Origin of the sequence: Rhizobium grahamii (assembly GCF_009498215.1) — a bacterium.
Taxonomy (GTDB): Bacteria; Pseudomonadota; Alphaproteobacteria; order Rhizobiales; family Rhizobiaceae; genus Rhizobium; species Rhizobium grahamii_A.
Map to the genome: position 1 here is coordinate 282,224 of NZ_CP043499.1, position 15,249 is coordinate 297,472.

Sequence of the window (15,249 nt, forward strand, 5' to 3'; positions counted from 1 at the left end):
GCTCGGTGACGGGCGGCGGCACGCCACGATGTCGGATCACACGATAGCCGCCGACGAGCTGGCGAACTTTGACAGCGGACAAACTTCAGGAAGGTTTCCTTCAGTCTTCGATGCCGTTCATTGACATATGACAAGGAACGCCGACGCGCCCGAGTTCATAAGGAGGCATGATTGAAACAACGGACGAGATGATGTCGAAATATCTGGTGGCCAAGTACGGCGAAGCGCGCCTCCCGCGTTATACAAGCTATCCGACAGCTCCCGCCTTCGGAGAAGCTGTCGGTGCCGAGCAATATGCAGCGGCGCTTAAGGACGTGGCCCGCGGCGATCCCGTGTCATTATATCTCCACGTGCCATTTTGCAGATCGATGTGCTGGTACTGTGGCTGTCACACCACGATTACCCAGAAGGACGCTCCCATCCTTGATTACCTGGATGTCATGAGCCGGGAGATCGAATTGGTGGCGGATGCCGCCCAGGGAGGGATTCCCGTTCGAAACGTGCACTTTGGCGGCGGCACGCCGACCATCATGAAACCGCATGAATTTGCGGCTCTTATGAAGAAGCTGAGAACTTCCTTTTACTTCGAGGACCACGCCAGCATCGCGGTGGAGATCGATCCTAGGACGCTCGACAGCGAAATGATCGTGGCGTTAGGCGAAAACGGTGTGAACCGGGCCAGCCTAGGCGTCCAGAGCTTCGATCCGATCGTACAGAAGGCGATTAACCGAATTCAGACCTTCAACCAGACGAAGGCAGCGGTTGCGGGCTTGCGGGCCTATGGCGTGACCAGCATCAATTTCGACCTGATCTATGGATTGCCATTTCAAACCGTCGACTCGTGCATAGAAACGGTTCAAATGGCGGTCGAACTTCGCCCAGAGCGTTTCGCAGTCTTCGGCTACGCGCATGTTCCTGCCTTTAAAAAGCATCAACGCTTGATCGACGAAACTGCGCTTCCGGGCGCGTCTGAACGCAATGAGCAGGCGGAAGCAATAGCCCAAGAGCTCATTGCAGCAGGCTACGTGCGGATCGGCTTGGATCACTTCGCATTGCCTGAGGATGAACTTGCGGTTGCCTCCACTAACGGGCGGCTCCACAGAAACTTCCAAGGCTACACCACAGACGACTGCAGCACTCTGATCGGTCTAGGCGCGTCGTCGATCGGCCGTCTTTCCTCGGGCTACTACCAAAATCATGTGGCGATAGGACGATATACCGAAATGGTGGCGTCCGGCATTCTTCCGACCGCCAAAGGCTACCTGCTCACGGACGAAGACAGGTTGAGGGCTCAGCTTATCGAGCGCCTGATGTGCGACTTCGAGGTGGACGTTGCCGAGATCAGCGGCAGGGCTGGTTACGAGGCGGAATTCCTGCTCGACCGCAATGAACGCCTTGAAGAGCTCATTCGAGATGGCGTCGCCGTCGTCGTCGATGGTCGGGTGTCCGTCACCAAGGACTCGCGGTTCATGGTACGCGCTGTTGCTGCAGCCTTCGACGCGTATCTCGGCGCATCTGGCAGAACGCATAGCAAAGCAGCTTGAGTTCCATCTCAACCGCTGGGTCCGCACCTAGCCAAGTGAACTTACCCCACACGAATCTTCGCTGTGGGGAAGATTCTAGCTTCCACCAATGTTGCTACGCTGTGGGACATCTTCTCACCGCGTTAGCGAGCAAAGGGTCTTCTGGATACGATTGAGAGAGTGGTAGACCTTGAAGAACACGGCGCTGGCTACGGGTACCTGAACTACATCGTCCCGGAGCCTGAGGCCTAGCGGCAAACTCATTCTAAAAAAATGCGCGGAACCGCTAATCGGCTCTGCTGGCGCTTCGTCCCGAAACCGAATGAACCAAGATACCGTAGAAGGCGTGCGGAGGTTCTGAGAGAACGGGAATCTCGTGCGTCGAAAGAGACCCAATCTCCCACCAGTCGGGCTGGGCCTGTAAGAGCGACCAGGCCCTCATGCGCTCATCCCGCCAGAGATCATTATCGGGAAACTCCTCGAAAGCCCCGTCGATCAACACGCTTGTCCAGCCGGAGGTCGACCGATGCTCGACATGGAGGCAGACCTTCTCGTTCTCTCTCATCCAATCGAGCTTCTTGCCTGGCATCGTGAAGCTATATGCCATGTTGCCGGAGAAGGCGAAGTAGATGGCCGCGATGTAAGGCTGTCCATTTCTGCAGCACGCAAGGTGTCCGAAGCGGGTATGCTCCAGAATCTCGTAGCATTCGTTTGGGCTCAGTTCGCGTAGATGCATCGACATGATGTCTTCTCCTCGGATGGATCTGCCTCTTTCAGCGCAACGAACGAGCGCAATTTATGCAGAATGGGGTGTAGGGACGGCGTGGAAGCGTTCGGCCCCGATCTCGCTCCGGCACTTCACGCATTTTCCGAAGGCGCCGCGTTGGATACGAAGCAAAGCGGCGTCAATAGCGGCCATCTGTTCGGCACCTTCGAGCTGTAACCCCTCGGAGAACCTCGGCATTCTCGACCAGCGTTGCTCGTTCGCCGCTTCTCTATCGAGCGCGACAGACAAATCGGCATCGATCGCTGAGGCTCGCCTTTGAAGATCGTTTTTGAGGTTCGTCAAATGTTCGGGCTTTCTGAGTATCGTTGAGCTTGTTTCCTCAAAAAGCCAAACCCCGCCTCGGACCGGCCGCCATGTGATAGGCCATCGAGATGTCATTGATGACCCTTCGTACGCCTTTCACGCTTTCTGCGGACACCTTCGCTGCTTCCCGTCTGGACGCGCTCCCCAACTTGCCGCGCAAGGTCACGACGCCTTCTGAGACGGTGGCCTTCACGTCCTGATGGGTTAGTCCGAGTTCAAGCTGCAGACGGCTCCTGACGGCTGTGGACAGGGCGTCGTCGCCAATTGGGATAATGTCGGTTACGTCCATCGTAAGAGCCTCCGTTGTGCCGATTGGCATCAAACATGAGGAGTGGACGCACAGCGTTGATGCAAATCAAACAGAAGAACGATTCCGACCGTCGGCCGTATCGAAAGCTCTCAAGACATGTCGGGTACTGTTCAGCAGCGTGTCATTCAGGCGGGAGATCTCAACGAGGCCAACGTTCAACCTCTCTTGGAAGGCCGCGAGGTCCGCGACAAGATCGGAAAGGACACGCGTGCGGAGCCTGCCGGCCTCGACCTTTCCCATGACTCGGATGGCCGCCAGTCCCGTCGACAGTCGTTTCATATCTCCGGCGGCTCTTATGAAGTCGGATGTTTCTCCCTGGATCTTGGCAAGGCCTTCGAACGACCTCGTCCAAAAACTTGAGGTCTGGCTGTCGAGGCACGTAGTCTCCTCTATCCTGTCGATCCTGTCGTCGAGGACTTCTTCGAGGAAGGCCGCGGACATCTCATCTTGGAGCCGCGCCGTTCCGATAAGGAAAGCGCCGTGCTGGATGGCTTCGGTGACCTTTCGGGCGGAGACCGAGAAGGTTTCCAGTGCAGCCTCGATTTCTGTCGCGAGCGTACCGTAGTTCTGGGAGATCTTTCCAATCGCCGCTCCTGAACTTCCGAGACGTCCTGAGTGCACGATCAGGTTCAAAGGAACGAATCGATGATTCGCATATGCTCCCATGATCTCGCGGGCGATGCCGTACAGCCTCCTGGATGTGCCGCAGAGATCTGCAAGCAGTTCGACCAAGCCGTTGCGGGAGCGCCCGATCTTGTCATCGCGGGCAGCAAGTTCAGCGAGAAGACTGCTCGCCATGAACGCGTCATAGTCTTCGAAGTCATGTTCCTGAAGATGCTGCATGAGCAAGCTGGCGCTCTGCTGCGGCGACACCCTCTCACGCTCCTCTATGCTGAGCAGCCGCTCGTACGCTGATTTGACAACCTCAAAAAGCGGACCGGATGGTTTTAGCCGAACGGACAGATATCCGTCCTCGATCGATGTCACGATCGCGTAGACCCAGTAGTGATCTCCATCCTTGGCTCGGTTCTTGATGTAGGCGCCGGTTGGGAGCCCCCGCCGAATCCTATCCCACATCAGCCAGAAAACGCCGCGTGGCATGTCCGGGTGCCGGATCACGTTGTGCGGCTTCCCAAGTAGTTCGTCCCAGTCAAATCTGCTTATTCGTCGAAAGACGCTGTTTCCCGAGCAAATCTTCCCACGCTTGTCGGTTCGCGAAAAAAATAGTTCATCAAATTCGAAGGGAGCCTCGGCTTCATTGTGCTGGCTTTTCATGCGCGCGTCTTCCGTATAGCGGAGGGAAACTTCTCGTCCCCCATTTCTGGGGGTAAAGCATGAAGAATGCATTAACCGAAAATGACGGCGCTAGGATTCCGATATGCCCCTGACGCGGTCGATGAGCCGCTGAACGTTTTCGGGAGCTACCTGGGGAATGATCCCGTGTCCCAGGTTGAAGATCAGCGGGCCGTCGCCAAGGCGCTGCAAAATTGCATCTACGCCTTCATCAAGAGTGCTGCCGCCGGCCGCAAGTCGCATGGGATCGAGATTGCCCTGAACGGGGCCGTCCTTCTGCAGCTCAAACGCGAAGTCGAGTGGGACGGTCCAGTCAAGACCGATGGCATCCGCTCCCGTTCTGCGCCGATATTCTTTCAGCATCAATCCCGCGCCCTTTGGGAAGGCTATGATCTTCGCCGAAGGGCGTCTGGCCCTGATGCCTTTGATCATCCGTGCGACCGGCCGGACGGCGTACGCCTCGAACTCCGGTTCGCCTAAAACGCCCGCCCAGGAGTCGAATATCTGCACCGCGTCGGCGCCTGCGTCTAGCTGAGCGACCAGATACTCCACCGAAACGTCGGCCAATAGCGTGAGCAGCCGTTCGAAGGCTTCTGGATGCCGATACGCAAAGAGACGGGCAGGGGCCTGATCGGGAGTGGCCCTCCCGGCCACCATGTACGTTGCCACCGTCCACGGAGCTCCACAGAAACCAAGTAGGGCCGTGGGGGCGGGAAGTCTGATCCGGAGTGATTCCACCGTCTGAATAACCGGGCTGAGGTGAGCAAAGATGCTCTCGGCGCTCAGGGTCGCGATCCCGTATTCGTCGATCGGATCCATTACTGGGCCATGCCCCTCATTGAAACGGACATTGCGCTTCAATGCATCCGGAATCACTAGAATGTCTGAAAACAGGATGGCGGCATCGAGCCCGAACCGACGTATCGGCTGCAGAGTGACCTCCGTCGCGAGTTCCGGGTTGTAGCATAGCTGCAAGAAGCTTCCCGCCTGCGCCCGCGTTTCCAGGTATTCGGGAAGATAGCGACCAGCCTGCCTCATGAGCCAGATCGGGGGAGGCGAAAGGGTTTCCCCGTCAAGGACGCGAACAAGATTTCTGCGCATGCTCGTCACTTTATGCGGCTTCCACCGCAGCCGCCGAAATATCAACGACAGCTATCTGTCGCTGGTTCATCGCCTTCTTAATCAACAGAATAAACTGGCGTTCCGCCTGAATGTGCTTCCGCATGGCGCAGAAAAACGACCGCAATAGATATCCGATTGCGTCCCAAGACAGGCGGCAGCGGCCGTCCTTGAGCGAAGTGAGAACGTCAACCACCTCCCGTGCGCTCTCAAGATCGCTGATGCGCTCTCGCCGTCGGTGCTCTTCTGCTTCGGATCGCTCGGCTGCTGCCAGAATGTAATGCAGCCCCTGAGATAGTACCTGCTCCTCCAGGCGATGTGTCGCCTGCAACAACGGTATAAGACCGTTCGTTAAGGTGTCGCAAAGCCTCTCATCGAGATGACACGGGAGAAAGTCCGCGATCGCCTCGAGAAGATCGCACCATGACATGAGCTGGCCGTAGCATGCTTCGAGATCCGCGAAGCGGCGTATCTGGAGATTTTCCATGTCCTACCTCTGAAGAAAGAGACTTGCAGCGATAGCAACTGCGGCAACAATCGCGGAGACGACACCGGTTCGTTGCAACACGCCCATGCGATAGAGGGTGATTGCAAAAATCACTATTACAGGGGTAGCGATCGATAGCCCGATCTGAGCATCTGTCATGACAGTCTCCTTTTACGGAGACCATAGAGCGCTCACGAACACGTTTCTTTGAGATCGGTCAAAGAGTGGGCGGAATGAACCAAAGCGGGAGGTGGGGGCCGACTACTCTGAACAATGGCCGACCCGCAACAGTCCAAGCGTCTAACTTTTCGGACATTAACGCTTTACCAGTTTGAAGTTAAGGGACGATTACCGGCTCACCACGCTCGCGTTTGCCTTTTGACAAAGAAGCGCGAAAAAACATCTTTTATTCCGTCGGTCATGACATTGATTGCCGATACATCTGAAGAGACTGCTATCGAAGAAGCCAACGACGACCTGCTCGTCTGGATCCTCGCGTGGAGCGAGCTTGCCGCTTTTGGCGCTCTTCTGGTCGCCTTCGTCGTCGTTTCCTGGCTTCATCCGGAAGAAGTTGCAGCAGGGCGAGCTCGCATGACGCTTGTCGTTCCTGCCTTCAACACTGCGATCCTTCTGCTAAGCGGATGGGCCGCAGCGGTCGCCGCAACGCCAGTACCACTGCTCAAGCGGAGGATCGCGCTGTGCGCGGCTTCTGCAGGCGGACTGCTTTTCGTTGCCCTGAAGCTGTACGAGTACAGCCTGGAAGGTGCGTCTCTGCTTTCGGACGACGCGTTCTCGACCCTCTATATTTTAATGACGGGTTTTCATCTCGTCCACGTCCTCTTCGGTTCGCTGGTGCTGGCGTTGCTTGCCCGCTTTCCTTCCCCCCAGAACGTCCATCTCATGACGACGCTGTGGCATGTGATCGACATCGTCTGGCTTGTCATGTTTCCGATCGTATACCTGATATGAAAAGCGGTACCCTTCCCAAAAGAGCGACGACGCGGGCGCTCGCGATCCTTCTTACCCTAAGTGCGTCCACGGTCGGCTTGACACTGGCATTTGGACGCGGCGGCCTCGCTCTCGCCTGCGTGATCGCGGCTATAGCCGCCTGCAAGGTAAGGATAGTGGCGCTCGATTTCCTCGGTTTGCGTAACAGCCAGGCTACGATGTTTATCGCGATAAGCGGGTGGGCAGCGATCCTGCTGCTAGTTGCGCTAGCCCAGAGACTGCTTTCGTCATAAAGGGCAGATCGAACTCAAGAAAAAGCATCGCATTGCGATTGACAGAGGAACCCAAAGCGCCATTTCTATGAGCGATCACAACCGGAACGACGGCGTGTTCGAGGAGGAACTGGCGCATGCGGACAGTCGTGTTGTCGCTCTGTCTTTTGTTTTGGGGTCTAACGACAGCGGTGGCGCAACAGGCGCAGAGCTATCCTTCCGACATGGCGGAACGAGTGCAGGCATGCACTCCTTGTCATGGACTTCAGGGCCGCGGAACCAACGACCCGTATTTTCCCCGGCTAGGGGGCAAGCCGGCCGGCTATTTGTACAACCAGCTTGAGGCCTTCAAGAACGGGCGTCGCAAATATCCGCCCATGAATTACTTGCTCGCGTATCTGACGGACGACTACCTAAGGCAGTTCGCCGAGTATTTCAGCGACCAGCGTCCCGAGCTTCCAAAGCAGAACCCACCTGAGGTCAGCAAGGAAGTCCTTGACCACGGCCACGCGCTAGTGACGCAGGGCGATCTGGATCGGTCCATTCCCGCGTGCGTCGGCTGTCACGGCGGGTCTCTCACTGGGCAGGCGCCTGGAATTCCGGGACTTCTCGGTCTCCGATCGAGCTACATCAGTGCTCAGCTAGGGGGCTGGCGCTACGGCACCAGAACCGCCAAGGCTCCTGACTGCATGCAGATCGTCGCTGGCCATCTCACTGAAAACGACGTTCGTGCCGTGGCCGCATACCTGGCCACCCTCTCACAGCCACCCGGCTCGGCTCCGTCCCCTGCTGGATCGTTCGCTCTTCCCTTCGCATGCGGAAGTCAGCCTGATGGAGGGAAGCAGCAATGAAGCTGAGGTTGAACGGAAACTCGACCCTGCTAGGGGCGGCGGCTGCCCTTATGCTGGCCCTGCTTCCGGCGGCCGCACAAGATCCGGCCAGCGATCAACGTTCCGATGTAGTTAAGAAGGGAGAGTATCTTGCACGCGCTGGCGACTGTGTAGCCTGTCATACCGCGCCTGAGGGAAAGGTGTTCGCTGGTGGACGGGCAATGCCCACGCCGTTTGGGACGTTGTTCGCCTCAAATATTACGCCCGATGCGGAGACGGGAATCGGGAAATGGTCTGCGGATGAATTCTACGGAGCCATGCATAGCGGGCGCTTCCCGGACGGAGGCCTTATCTATCCCGCAATGCCGTTTCCATCCTACACGAAGGTCACCCGCGAAGACAGCGATGCGATATTCGAATACCTTAAGTCTTTGCCGCCGATCCGGCAGCCAAATAGACCTCACGATCTGAGCTTCCCCTACAACAATCGGTCACTCATCCTCGGCTGGCGGACGCTCTTCTTCAACGAAGGCGAGTTCAAGCGGAACCCGCAGCAATCCGACGAATGGAACCGCGGTGCGTATCTTGTCGAAGGGCTGGGCCACTGCGGTATGTGCCACAGCCCGATCAACGCGCTCGGCGGAACGTCGGAATCAAAGGCATTCCAAGGTGGCCTTATACCTATGCAGGACTGGTACGCGCCGTCGCTGACGTCGAACAAGGAAGCCGGTCTCGGCGATTGGTCGATCGAAGAGATCTCGGACCTACTTCAGAAGGGAGTGTCGGCACGAGGCGCAGTCTACGGACCGATGGCTGAAGTTGTTTACAACAGCCTCCAGTACATGACGGACGAGGACACCCGTGCCATGGCGGTCTATCTGAAGAGCATCGCTCAGGATCAGCCGGAAGCTCCCAGTTCGTCGGTTAATACTTCCGAGGCCAGTCTGTTGATCAGCCTCGGGAAAACCGTCTACGACCGCGACTGCGCAAGCTGTCATGGGGGAAAAGGCGAAGGCAAACCGCCACACTATCCACCGCTGGCCGGCAACCAGTCGATCCAGATGGAATCGGCCGTTAACGGGATTCGAATGGTACTGAATGGCGGCTATCCGCCGGCGACCTTGAAAAACCCGATGCCACACGGAATGCCGCCATTTGCAGTGACGCTCTCCGACGACGAGGTCGCTGCCGTCGTGTCCTATATCCGTACGGCGTGGGGCAACAGGGGCACGCCGGTGAACGCCGCCGATGCCAACAGACTTAGATCGGCACCACTGGAATGAGGGTAAGATGCTGAATTCCGATCCCGGCGCTCCGCCGGATGATACGGCCGTCGAAGCGATAGTCTCGCGCGGTCCGAAAGGAGCCATTTGGGTCGCAGGCATTGCGACCGCGCTTGTTCTGTTCATGTGGTTTCTGTTCTACTTCCTTGTTTTCGTCCCTCGGAGCGGATGATGGCGACAGTTCATGAAAAGGGCTTGGAAATTGCCGAGCGCGTCGAGCGCAGGTGGGCGACCATATCAATTCTCATTATCGTCTTTCTTGCTGGGATGGCAGCGTTCGCCGGCATCCACCAGGCGACGATGCCGCAGAGGACCGTCGAAACGGTCGACCCTACCACGCTCCATCTCCAGGGAGAGTTCATTGAATCCAATCTTGGAAGCGCGGTCGAGAGCGATGGATCTGTAACGGTCCGAGCGGTGGGTCAGCAATACTCCTTCTCCCCACCTTGTCTCGTGGTTCCGGCAGGAACACCGATCACATTTCGGGCTACCAGCGCCGACGTCGTGCATGGGCTGCTAGTGCAAGGTACGAACATCAACACTATGCTGGTGCCCGGCTACGTGTCTGTTCTGCAGGCCTCATTTGCATCGCCGGGCGAACATTTGATGCCCTGTCAGGAATTCTGCAGCGTCGGGCACGAGGGAATGTGGGGTAAGGTAAAGGTGATAGACAAACAGGAATTCCTCGCCGAGGTCGCCGACAAGAGGAGATTGTCCTGTGCTCTTTAACCGCAAACTCATTCTGGCGCACTTTTGGCTGGCCTTTGCAGCTTTTGGTGCGGCGCTCCTTCTCGGGGCTTGGCAGATGTACGTCCGCAGCCCGCTTGCGAACTGGGTGAGCAATCCGGAATGGTACTACCGATCCTTAACGGCTCACGGTACCGTTATGGGGTACGTATTTCCAACCTTGGTCGCCATGGGGTTCGGGTATGCGATCAGCGAGTCGTCGCTCAAGCAGAAGCTCGTCGGCGCTCGATGGGCCTGGATCGGCTTCTGGCTTATCGCAGTTGGAGCGGTAGTCGCGATGGTTCCAGTCGCTCTAGGCCTGGCGTCGGTTTTGTACACCTTCTATCCGCCCTTGATCGGTAGTCCGTTCTACTATCTCGGCGTCGTGATGGTGGTGGTGGGTTCTTGGATCTGGGTAGCGCTGATGTCAGTCAATCTTCGGATCTGGAAGAAGGCGAATCCCGGCGTGCCAGTTCCGCTTCCGATGTTCGCCAACGTCGCAGGATCCTACCTGTGGGCCTGGACGGCGGTCGGAGCCGCGTTGGAGCTACTGCTGCAAATCCTCCCAGTGGCATTGGGATTCAAAAATACGATCGATGCCGGACTGGCACGTGTCTTCTTCTCGTGGACCCTGCACGCGATCGTGTACTTCTGGCTGATGCCGACCTACATCGCGTATTACACTATCGTGCCGAGAGCGATCGGCGGTCGCGTGTATAGTGACACCATGGCCCGCATTTCGTTTATCCTTTTCCTCATCGTAGCGATGCCGATCGGCATCCATCATGCCTTTGCGGATCCTCAGGTCGGCGCCGGTTTCAAATTCATTCACTCAGCATTCACCGCGCTGGTCGCTCTTCCGACCTTGCTTACGGTATTCACCATCTGCGCCTCGGTCGAAATAGCGGCGCGGGCGCGCGGTGGCACCGGGCCATTCGGTTGGATCAAGGCGCTTCCCTGGCGCAATCCGATGATGCTCGCCGTAACCTTCTCCTTCGTGATGCTAGGGTTCGGAGGTGCAGGCGGTCTTATCAACATGAGCTACCAGCTTGACACGACGATCCACAACACGCAGTGGATCACCGGTCATTTTCACCTGATCTTCGGTGGAGCGATCGTGATCATGTATTTTGCGATCGCTTACGATCTATGGCCCCATCTCACCGGTCGACCCCTTGTCAGTATGGGCATGGTCCGTCTGCAACTCTGGCTCTGGTTTATTGGGATGATTGTTACGACGTTCCCTTGGCATTACGTCGGGATTCTCGGAATGCCGCGCAGAATGGCATACTTCGACTTCACAGAGCCGGCCCTCGCCAACGAAGCTATAACGGTAGTTTTGTCGGCGATCGGCGGCTTCATTCTCGTCGTATCCGGCATCCTCTTCATTACGGTGCTGGTGCGATCGCAGCTTCGTCCATCCGAACCATCCGAGGAGTACCGGTTCGCGCTCGCGGTACATCCTCCGACCAGGGTACCGGCTCTTCTGAATAGCTATGGGCTGTGGGTGGCGCTGATGATCGGGCTGACTGTTACAAACTACGGGTACCCCATCTTGCAGCTCGCTGTCAGAAGCGACACCTCTGTACCCGCAGTCTATGTTGGAGAGAAGTGATGGCCGAGCCGGACCTCGGAAAGATCAACGTCAGATGGACCTTCACCAGCGTCGCGGTGACTGCCGGCCTCTTTGTTGCGTCGGTGGTCTTGGGGTTCGTGTTGCTTCCGAATCTCGAGGCAGGGCAACAGGCTGCAAGTCTGTGGGACTCGATCTGTCGTGCGGCCGGGGTGCCGCGCGCGAGCCAGACAGGAGAAACAGTGAAGCCGGAGTATAAGACCTCGCTGGTGAAGATCGCGTCAGCGGTATCAAGCGTCCGCGATGATGCAGCGATAGGTCGTGGTGCAACGCTGGCGCAGCAATGCGCGATCTGCCACGGACCAACGGGCGTGAGCCGAGCCGACTCCCCTAACCTCGCGGGCCAGTACGCGAGCGTGGTCTACAAACAGCTTAGAGACTTTAAAGACGGCGTACGAGTCAACGCAATCATGTCTCCATTTGCGCTGAACCTTTCCGAGCGGGACATGCAGGATCTGGCTGCCTACTACGCGTACCTTCCAAGGTTGCCAGGCTTCCATCCGGCAGGAGGAAACCCTGTCCCTCGTATCGTGGCAAGCGGAGCACCTATGAGGGGAATCGCTCCATGCGGGTCCTGTCACGGGAGCATCGAAAATAAGCTCGGAAGCCCGTGGCTGGAAGGTCAATCTGAGCTTTACCTGAAGACTCAGCTTGCGGCATTCGCCTCCGGCGCCCGTGAGAATGACATCACGAGGCAAATGCGAAACGTCGCTCACGCGATGACTCCAGAGGAAATCGAGGCAGCGGCTAAATATTACGCTAACAAGCCGGCACCGGAGCAGGCGACAGAATAGCCGATCAAAGGTCGTTTGCGAAATCAAGTCGTCAAGCAGCGGAATCGATTGCATTGATGAACGCGTCTGCCATCGTGGACAGCCTCTAAGTCCTCATTCACATCGCCCCTTTCCCAGCATAAGAACAGCCTCGCACCATGGCTTTCGGCCAATTGCCTCGCTGATTGCGAATCCACAAAGACCTCGTTCCGAAAATCACTCATCCCGTGATGACGAGCCACTGTGCTCGATTTCCGACGTCAAGGCGGCTCCGCCAATGACATGAAAGGATGATCGATGGCTGAACGCCTCACTAAAACCGCCGCCCGAAACGTGTTCTACGGCGGCTCCGCATTCTTCTTCGCAATTTTCTTGGGCCTCACGGCCCATAGTCACTACTACATCCGGACTGTGTCTACGGACGAGGCAACCCTTACCGACGGCGTGGCCCGCGGAAAGCGTATCTGGGAAAAGAACGCTTGCATCAACTGCCACACCCTCGATGGCGAGGGCGCCTACTTCGCGCCGGAGCTGTCGAACGTCTGGATACGCTGGGGCGGCGACAAAGATCCCGCAAGCGCTCGTGATGCACTTCACTCCTGGATGGGGGCTCAGCCCTCTGGCATCGAGGGCCGCCGGCAGATGCCGCAGTTCAATCTGACCGACCAGGAAGTAAACGATCTCGCCGACTTCCTCGAGTGGGTCAGCAAGACCAAGACGCAAAACTGGCCGCCGAACCAGGCCGGCTGAGCGAGGCAGAGGGACAATCAATATGAAATACAAAACTCAAAGCGTGGCCATGCTCTACTTCTACGGAGCCCTCGGCCTCTTTATGGCGCAGCTACTCTTCGGCGTCATCGCGGGCACGATCTACGTGCTTCCGAACACTCTATCTGTCGTCCTTCCCTTCAACATCGTCCGAATGATCCATACGAACGCGTTGATCATCTGGCTTCTGATGGGCTTCATGGGTACGACATACTTCCTCATCCCGGAGGAGTGTGAAACTGAGCTCTACAGTCCGAAACTGGCGATCGCCCAGTTCTGGATTTTTCTGGTGGCCGCTGCGGTCGCAGTAGTTGGTTACTTATTCCACATTCACGAAGGCCGCGAGTTTCTCGAGCAGCCATTCGCAATCAAAGTGGGCATCGTCATCGTCGCGCTGATGTTCCTTTTCAACATCACCATGACGGCGCTCAAGGGCCGCAAAACGACGATTACCAACATCCTGCTATTCGGGCTCTGGGGCGTCGCGATCTTCTTCCTTTTCGCTTTCTATAACCCGGTCAATCTTGCGCTCGACAAGATGTACTGGTGGTACGTTGTCCATCTCTGGGTAGAAGGCGTTTGGGAACTGATCATGGCGTCGGTTCTTGCGTTCCTGATGATCAAGCTGAACGGCATCGACCGCGAAGTCATCGAAAAATGGCTCTACGTCATCGTTGGCCTAGCCCTGTTCTCGGGTATCCTCGGCACGGGCCATCACTTCTACTGGATCGGCGCTCCCGGATACTGGCAGTGGATTGGTTCGCTCTTCTCTACGTTGGAAGTCGCCCCGTTCTTCACAATGGTCGTCTTCACCTTCGTTATGACGTGGCGGGCCGGCCGCAAACATGAGAACAAGGCTGCGATCCTATGGTCGATCGGATGCTCGGTCATGGCGTTCTTCGGCGCGGGCGTGTGGGGCTTCCTGCATACGCTGTCGTCTGTGAACTACTACACCCACGGCACGCAGGTTACCGCAGCTCACGGCCATCTCGCTTTCTTCGGCGCCTACGTAATGCTGAACCTTGCCGCGATGGCCTACGCCATTCCTCAGATCCGAGGTCGCGCGCCCTACAATCAGTGGCTCTCGATTAGCAGCTTCTGGATCATGTGCGGCGCCATGTCGGTCATGACTTTCGCGCTGACGTTCGCCGGCGTTATCCAAGTTCACCTGCAGCGCGTGCTTGGCGAATCCTACATGGACGTCCAAGACCAGCTCGCGCTGTTCTATTGGATCAGACTTGGCTCGGGCGTGTTCGTCTTCGTCAGCGCCATCATGTTTATCTGGTCGGTGCTAGTTCCAGGTCGCGCTCGCCTTCCAAACATTGCAGCTCAGCCCGCCGAATAGGCGGGCCTTTCCCTACTGGAGACTGAAATGACAATAGCTCTGAACTTCCCACTGACGCCGAAGTCGGAAATCCCTCATTACTCCCCGCAAGGCAACGAATGCGCCCTCTTCGAGAGCGCGTGGACTCGGCAGTTGCCGGTGCTGCTGAAGGGGCCGACCGGCTGCGGAAAAACGCGGTTCGTCCAGCATATGGCTGCGAAGCTGGGACTTCCAGTTTCGACAGTCTCCTGCCACGACGACCTTACGGCCGCTGACCTGACTGGCCGCTATCTCCTGAAGGGCGGCGAGACGGTCTGGGTCGACGGCCCGTTGACGAGGGCAGTGCGAAACGGTGGGATTTGCTACCTCGACGAGATCGTCGAGGCACGAAAGGACGTCGCCGTCGTTCTCCATCCTTTGACGGACGACCGCCGAATCCTTCCTCTGGAGCGGACGGGCGAAATTCTCGAAGCGCAGCCGGCCTTCATGGTCGTCGTCTCTTACAATCCGGGCTACCAGAACTTGATGAAGGCTCTGAAGCCGAGCACGCGCCAGAGGTTCGTCTCGATCGAGTTCGACTTCCTCCCGCGGGACAAGGAAATCACTACTGTCGCGATCGAAAGCGGACTTTCGGAAGCCAAAGTCGCCCCGCTGGTCGATCTCGCTCGACGACTCCGCATTCTGAAAGGGCAGGACATCGAAGAGGGCGTCTCCACCCGTCTCCTCATCTACTGCGCGACATTGATCGAAGCCGGCATGCCGGTCGCAGACGCCGTTCGCGCAGCTATCGTGGAGCCGCTCACGGACGAACCGGACGTGAAGGCCGCACTCCTTGAAGTGGCCAAGGCGATGTTTGCATAGGATCTAAAC

Annotated in this window: 16 protein-coding genes; 10 read left to right on the forward strand and 6 right to left on the reverse strand. The window is 57.4% G+C overall.

What is annotated here, in order from left to right:
• Positions 1 to 191: 191 nt before the first annotated feature.
• Positions 192 to 1,544 carry an oxygen-independent coproporphyrinogen III oxidase gene (gene hemN / locus FZ934_RS20220; RefSeq protein ID WP_153273958.1) on the forward strand — a complete coding sequence of 451 codons (1,353 nt, stop codon included), beginning with the start codon at positions 192 to 194 and terminating at the stop codon, positions 1,542 to 1,544.
• A 265-nt stretch (positions 1,545 to 1,809) separates the two neighbouring features.
• On the opposite strand, the gene FZ934_RS20225 is transcribed toward hemN, so the two are convergent.
• The 6 genes from FZ934_RS20225 to FZ934_RS27875 all read right to left on the reverse strand — a co-directional run bounded on the left by FZ934_RS20225 (position 1,810) and on the right by FZ934_RS27875 (position 5,981).
• Positions 1,810 to 2,265, reverse strand: a complete 456-nt coding sequence (locus tag FZ934_RS20225) for a pyridoxamine 5'-phosphate oxidase family protein (RefSeq protein ID WP_153272716.1) — start codon at positions 2,263 to 2,265, stop codon at positions 1,810 to 1,812.
• 364 nt (positions 2,266 to 2,629) lie between these two features.
• Positions 2,630 to 2,902 carry a BON domain-containing protein gene (locus FZ934_RS20230; RefSeq protein WP_153272717.1) on the reverse strand — a complete coding sequence of 91 codons (273 nt, stop codon included), beginning with the start codon at positions 2,900 to 2,902 and terminating at the stop codon, positions 2,630 to 2,632.
• Positions 2,903 to 2,968: 66 nt separating this feature from the next.
• Entirely contained in the window at positions 2,969 to 4,198 is a 1,230-nt protein-coding gene (locus tag FZ934_RS20235) for a PAS domain-containing protein (RefSeq protein WP_153272718.1), read from the reverse strand.
• A 90-nt stretch (positions 4,199 to 4,288) separates the two neighbouring features.
• Complete coding sequence (gene hemE, locus FZ934_RS20240; RefSeq protein WP_432443651.1) at positions 4,289 to 5,317, reverse strand: uroporphyrinogen decarboxylase; 1,029 nt, start codon at positions 5,315 to 5,317, stop codon at positions 4,289 to 4,291.
• A 10-nt stretch (positions 5,318 to 5,327) separates the two neighbouring features.
• Positions 5,328 to 5,822 (reverse strand): hypothetical protein, encoded by a 495-nt coding sequence (locus FZ934_RS20245; RefSeq protein WP_153272720.1) that lies wholly within the window; start codon positions 5,820 to 5,822, stop codon positions 5,328 to 5,330.
• A gap of 3 nt (positions 5,823 to 5,825) precedes the next feature.
• Positions 5,826 to 5,981 (reverse strand): hypothetical protein, encoded by a 156-nt coding sequence (locus FZ934_RS27875; RefSeq protein WP_194273854.1) that lies wholly within the window; start codon positions 5,979 to 5,981, stop codon positions 5,826 to 5,828.
• Positions 5,982 to 6,242: 261 nt separating this feature from the next.
• On the opposite strand from FZ934_RS27875, the gene FZ934_RS20250 reads away from it, so the two are divergent.
• From FZ934_RS20250 to FZ934_RS20290, 9 genes are all read left to right on the forward strand, one after another.
• Positions 6,243 to 6,791, forward strand: a complete 549-nt coding sequence (locus tag FZ934_RS20250; protein WP_153273959.1) for a cytochrome c oxidase subunit 3 — start codon at positions 6,243 to 6,245, stop codon at positions 6,789 to 6,791.
• A 388-nt stretch (positions 6,792 to 7,179) separates the two neighbouring features.
• A complete protein-coding gene (locus tag FZ934_RS20255; RefSeq protein WP_194273855.1) occupies positions 7,180 to 7,893 on the forward strand; it encodes a c-type cytochrome in 714 nt (237 codons plus the stop codon).
• Positions 7,894 to 7,943: 50 nt separating this feature from the next.
• A complete protein-coding gene (locus FZ934_RS20260; RefSeq protein WP_153273961.1) occupies positions 7,944 to 9,155 on the forward strand; it encodes a c-type cytochrome in 1,212 nt (403 codons plus the stop codon).
• Positions 9,156 to 9,326: 171 nt separating this feature from the next.
• Positions 9,327 to 9,884, forward strand: a complete 558-nt coding sequence (locus tag FZ934_RS20265) for a cytochrome C oxidase subunit II (RefSeq protein ID WP_153272721.1) — start codon at positions 9,327 to 9,329, stop codon at positions 9,882 to 9,884.
• Positions 9,874 to 11,496 (forward strand): b(o/a)3-type cytochrome-c oxidase subunit 1, encoded by a 1,623-nt coding sequence (locus tag FZ934_RS20270; RefSeq protein ID WP_153272722.1) that lies wholly within the window; start codon positions 9,874 to 9,876, stop codon positions 11,494 to 11,496. Before FZ934_RS20265 ends, FZ934_RS20270 begins: the two co-directional genes overlap by 11 nt.
• A complete protein-coding gene (locus FZ934_RS20275; protein WP_153272723.1) occupies positions 11,496 to 12,308 on the forward strand; it encodes a c-type cytochrome in 813 nt (270 codons plus the stop codon). Before FZ934_RS20270 ends, FZ934_RS20275 begins: the two co-directional genes overlap by 1 nt.
• 276 nt (positions 12,309 to 12,584) lie before the next feature.
• The gene (locus tag FZ934_RS20280; RefSeq protein WP_153272724.1) at positions 12,585 to 13,037 is read left to right on the forward strand and encodes a c-type cytochrome; all 453 of its coding nucleotides are present in this window, start codon (positions 12,585 to 12,587) and stop codon (positions 13,035 to 13,037) included.
• Between the two features lie 22 nt (positions 13,038 to 13,059).
• On the forward strand, positions 13,060 to 14,400 hold the full coding sequence (locus FZ934_RS20285) for a cbb3-type cytochrome c oxidase subunit I (protein WP_153272725.1): 1,341 nt from the start codon (positions 13,060 to 13,062) through the stop codon (positions 14,398 to 14,400).
• A 27-nt stretch (positions 14,401 to 14,427) separates the two neighbouring features.
• Positions 14,428 to 15,240 carry a CbbQ/NirQ/NorQ/GpvN family protein gene (locus tag FZ934_RS20290; protein WP_153272726.1) on the forward strand — a complete coding sequence of 271 codons (813 nt, stop codon included), beginning with the start codon at positions 14,428 to 14,430 and terminating at the stop codon, positions 15,238 to 15,240.
• The last annotated feature ends 9 nt before the right edge of the window (positions 15,241 to 15,249 follow it).

Bases quoted from the DNA above. Each gene is read 5' to 3' on its own strand.
- hemN (WP_153273958.1), top strand. From the start codon at position 192: ATGTCGAAATATCTGGTGGCCAAGTACGGCGAAGCGCGCCTCCCGCGT.
- FZ934_RS20225 (WP_153272716.1), bottom strand. From the start codon at position 2,265: ATGTCGATGCATCTACGCGAACTGAGCCCAAACGAATGCTACGAGATT.
- FZ934_RS20230 (WP_153272717.1), bottom strand. From the start codon at position 2,902: ATGGACGTAACCGACATTATCCCAATTGGCGACGACGCCCTGTCCACA.
- FZ934_RS20235 (WP_153272718.1), bottom strand. From the start codon at position 4,198: ATGAAAAGCCAGCACAATGAAGCCGAGGCTCCCTTCGAATTTGATGAA.
- hemE (WP_432443651.1), bottom strand. From the start codon at position 5,317: ATGCGCAGAAATCTTGTTCGCGTCCTTGACGGGGAAACCCTTTCGCCT.
- FZ934_RS20245 (WP_153272720.1), bottom strand. From the start codon at position 5,822: ATGGAAAATCTCCAGATACGCCGCTTCGCGGATCTCGAAGCATGCTAC.
- FZ934_RS27875 (WP_194273854.1), bottom strand. From the start codon at position 5,981: ATGACAGATGCTCAGATCGGGCTATCGATCGCTACCCCTGTAATAGTG.
- FZ934_RS20250 (WP_153273959.1), top strand. From the start codon at position 6,243: ATGACATTGATTGCCGATACATCTGAAGAGACTGCTATCGAAGAAGCC.
- FZ934_RS20255 (WP_194273855.1), top strand. From the start codon at position 7,180: ATGCGGACAGTCGTGTTGTCGCTCTGTCTTTTGTTTTGGGGTCTAACG.
- FZ934_RS20260 (WP_153273961.1), top strand. From the start codon at position 7,944: ATGCTGGCCCTGCTTCCGGCGGCCGCACAAGATCCGGCCAGCGATCAA.
- FZ934_RS20265 (WP_153272721.1), top strand. From the start codon at position 9,327: ATGGCGACAGTTCATGAAAAGGGCTTGGAAATTGCCGAGCGCGTCGAG.
- FZ934_RS20275 (WP_153272723.1), top strand. From the start codon at position 11,496: ATGGCCGAGCCGGACCTCGGAAAGATCAACGTCAGATGGACCTTCACC.
- FZ934_RS20280 (WP_153272724.1), top strand. From the start codon at position 12,585: ATGGCTGAACGCCTCACTAAAACCGCCGCCCGAAACGTGTTCTACGGC.
- FZ934_RS20285 (WP_153272725.1), top strand. From the start codon at position 13,060: ATGAAATACAAAACTCAAAGCGTGGCCATGCTCTACTTCTACGGAGCC.
- FZ934_RS20290 (WP_153272726.1), top strand. From the start codon at position 14,428: ATGACAATAGCTCTGAACTTCCCACTGACGCCGAAGTCGGAAATCCCT.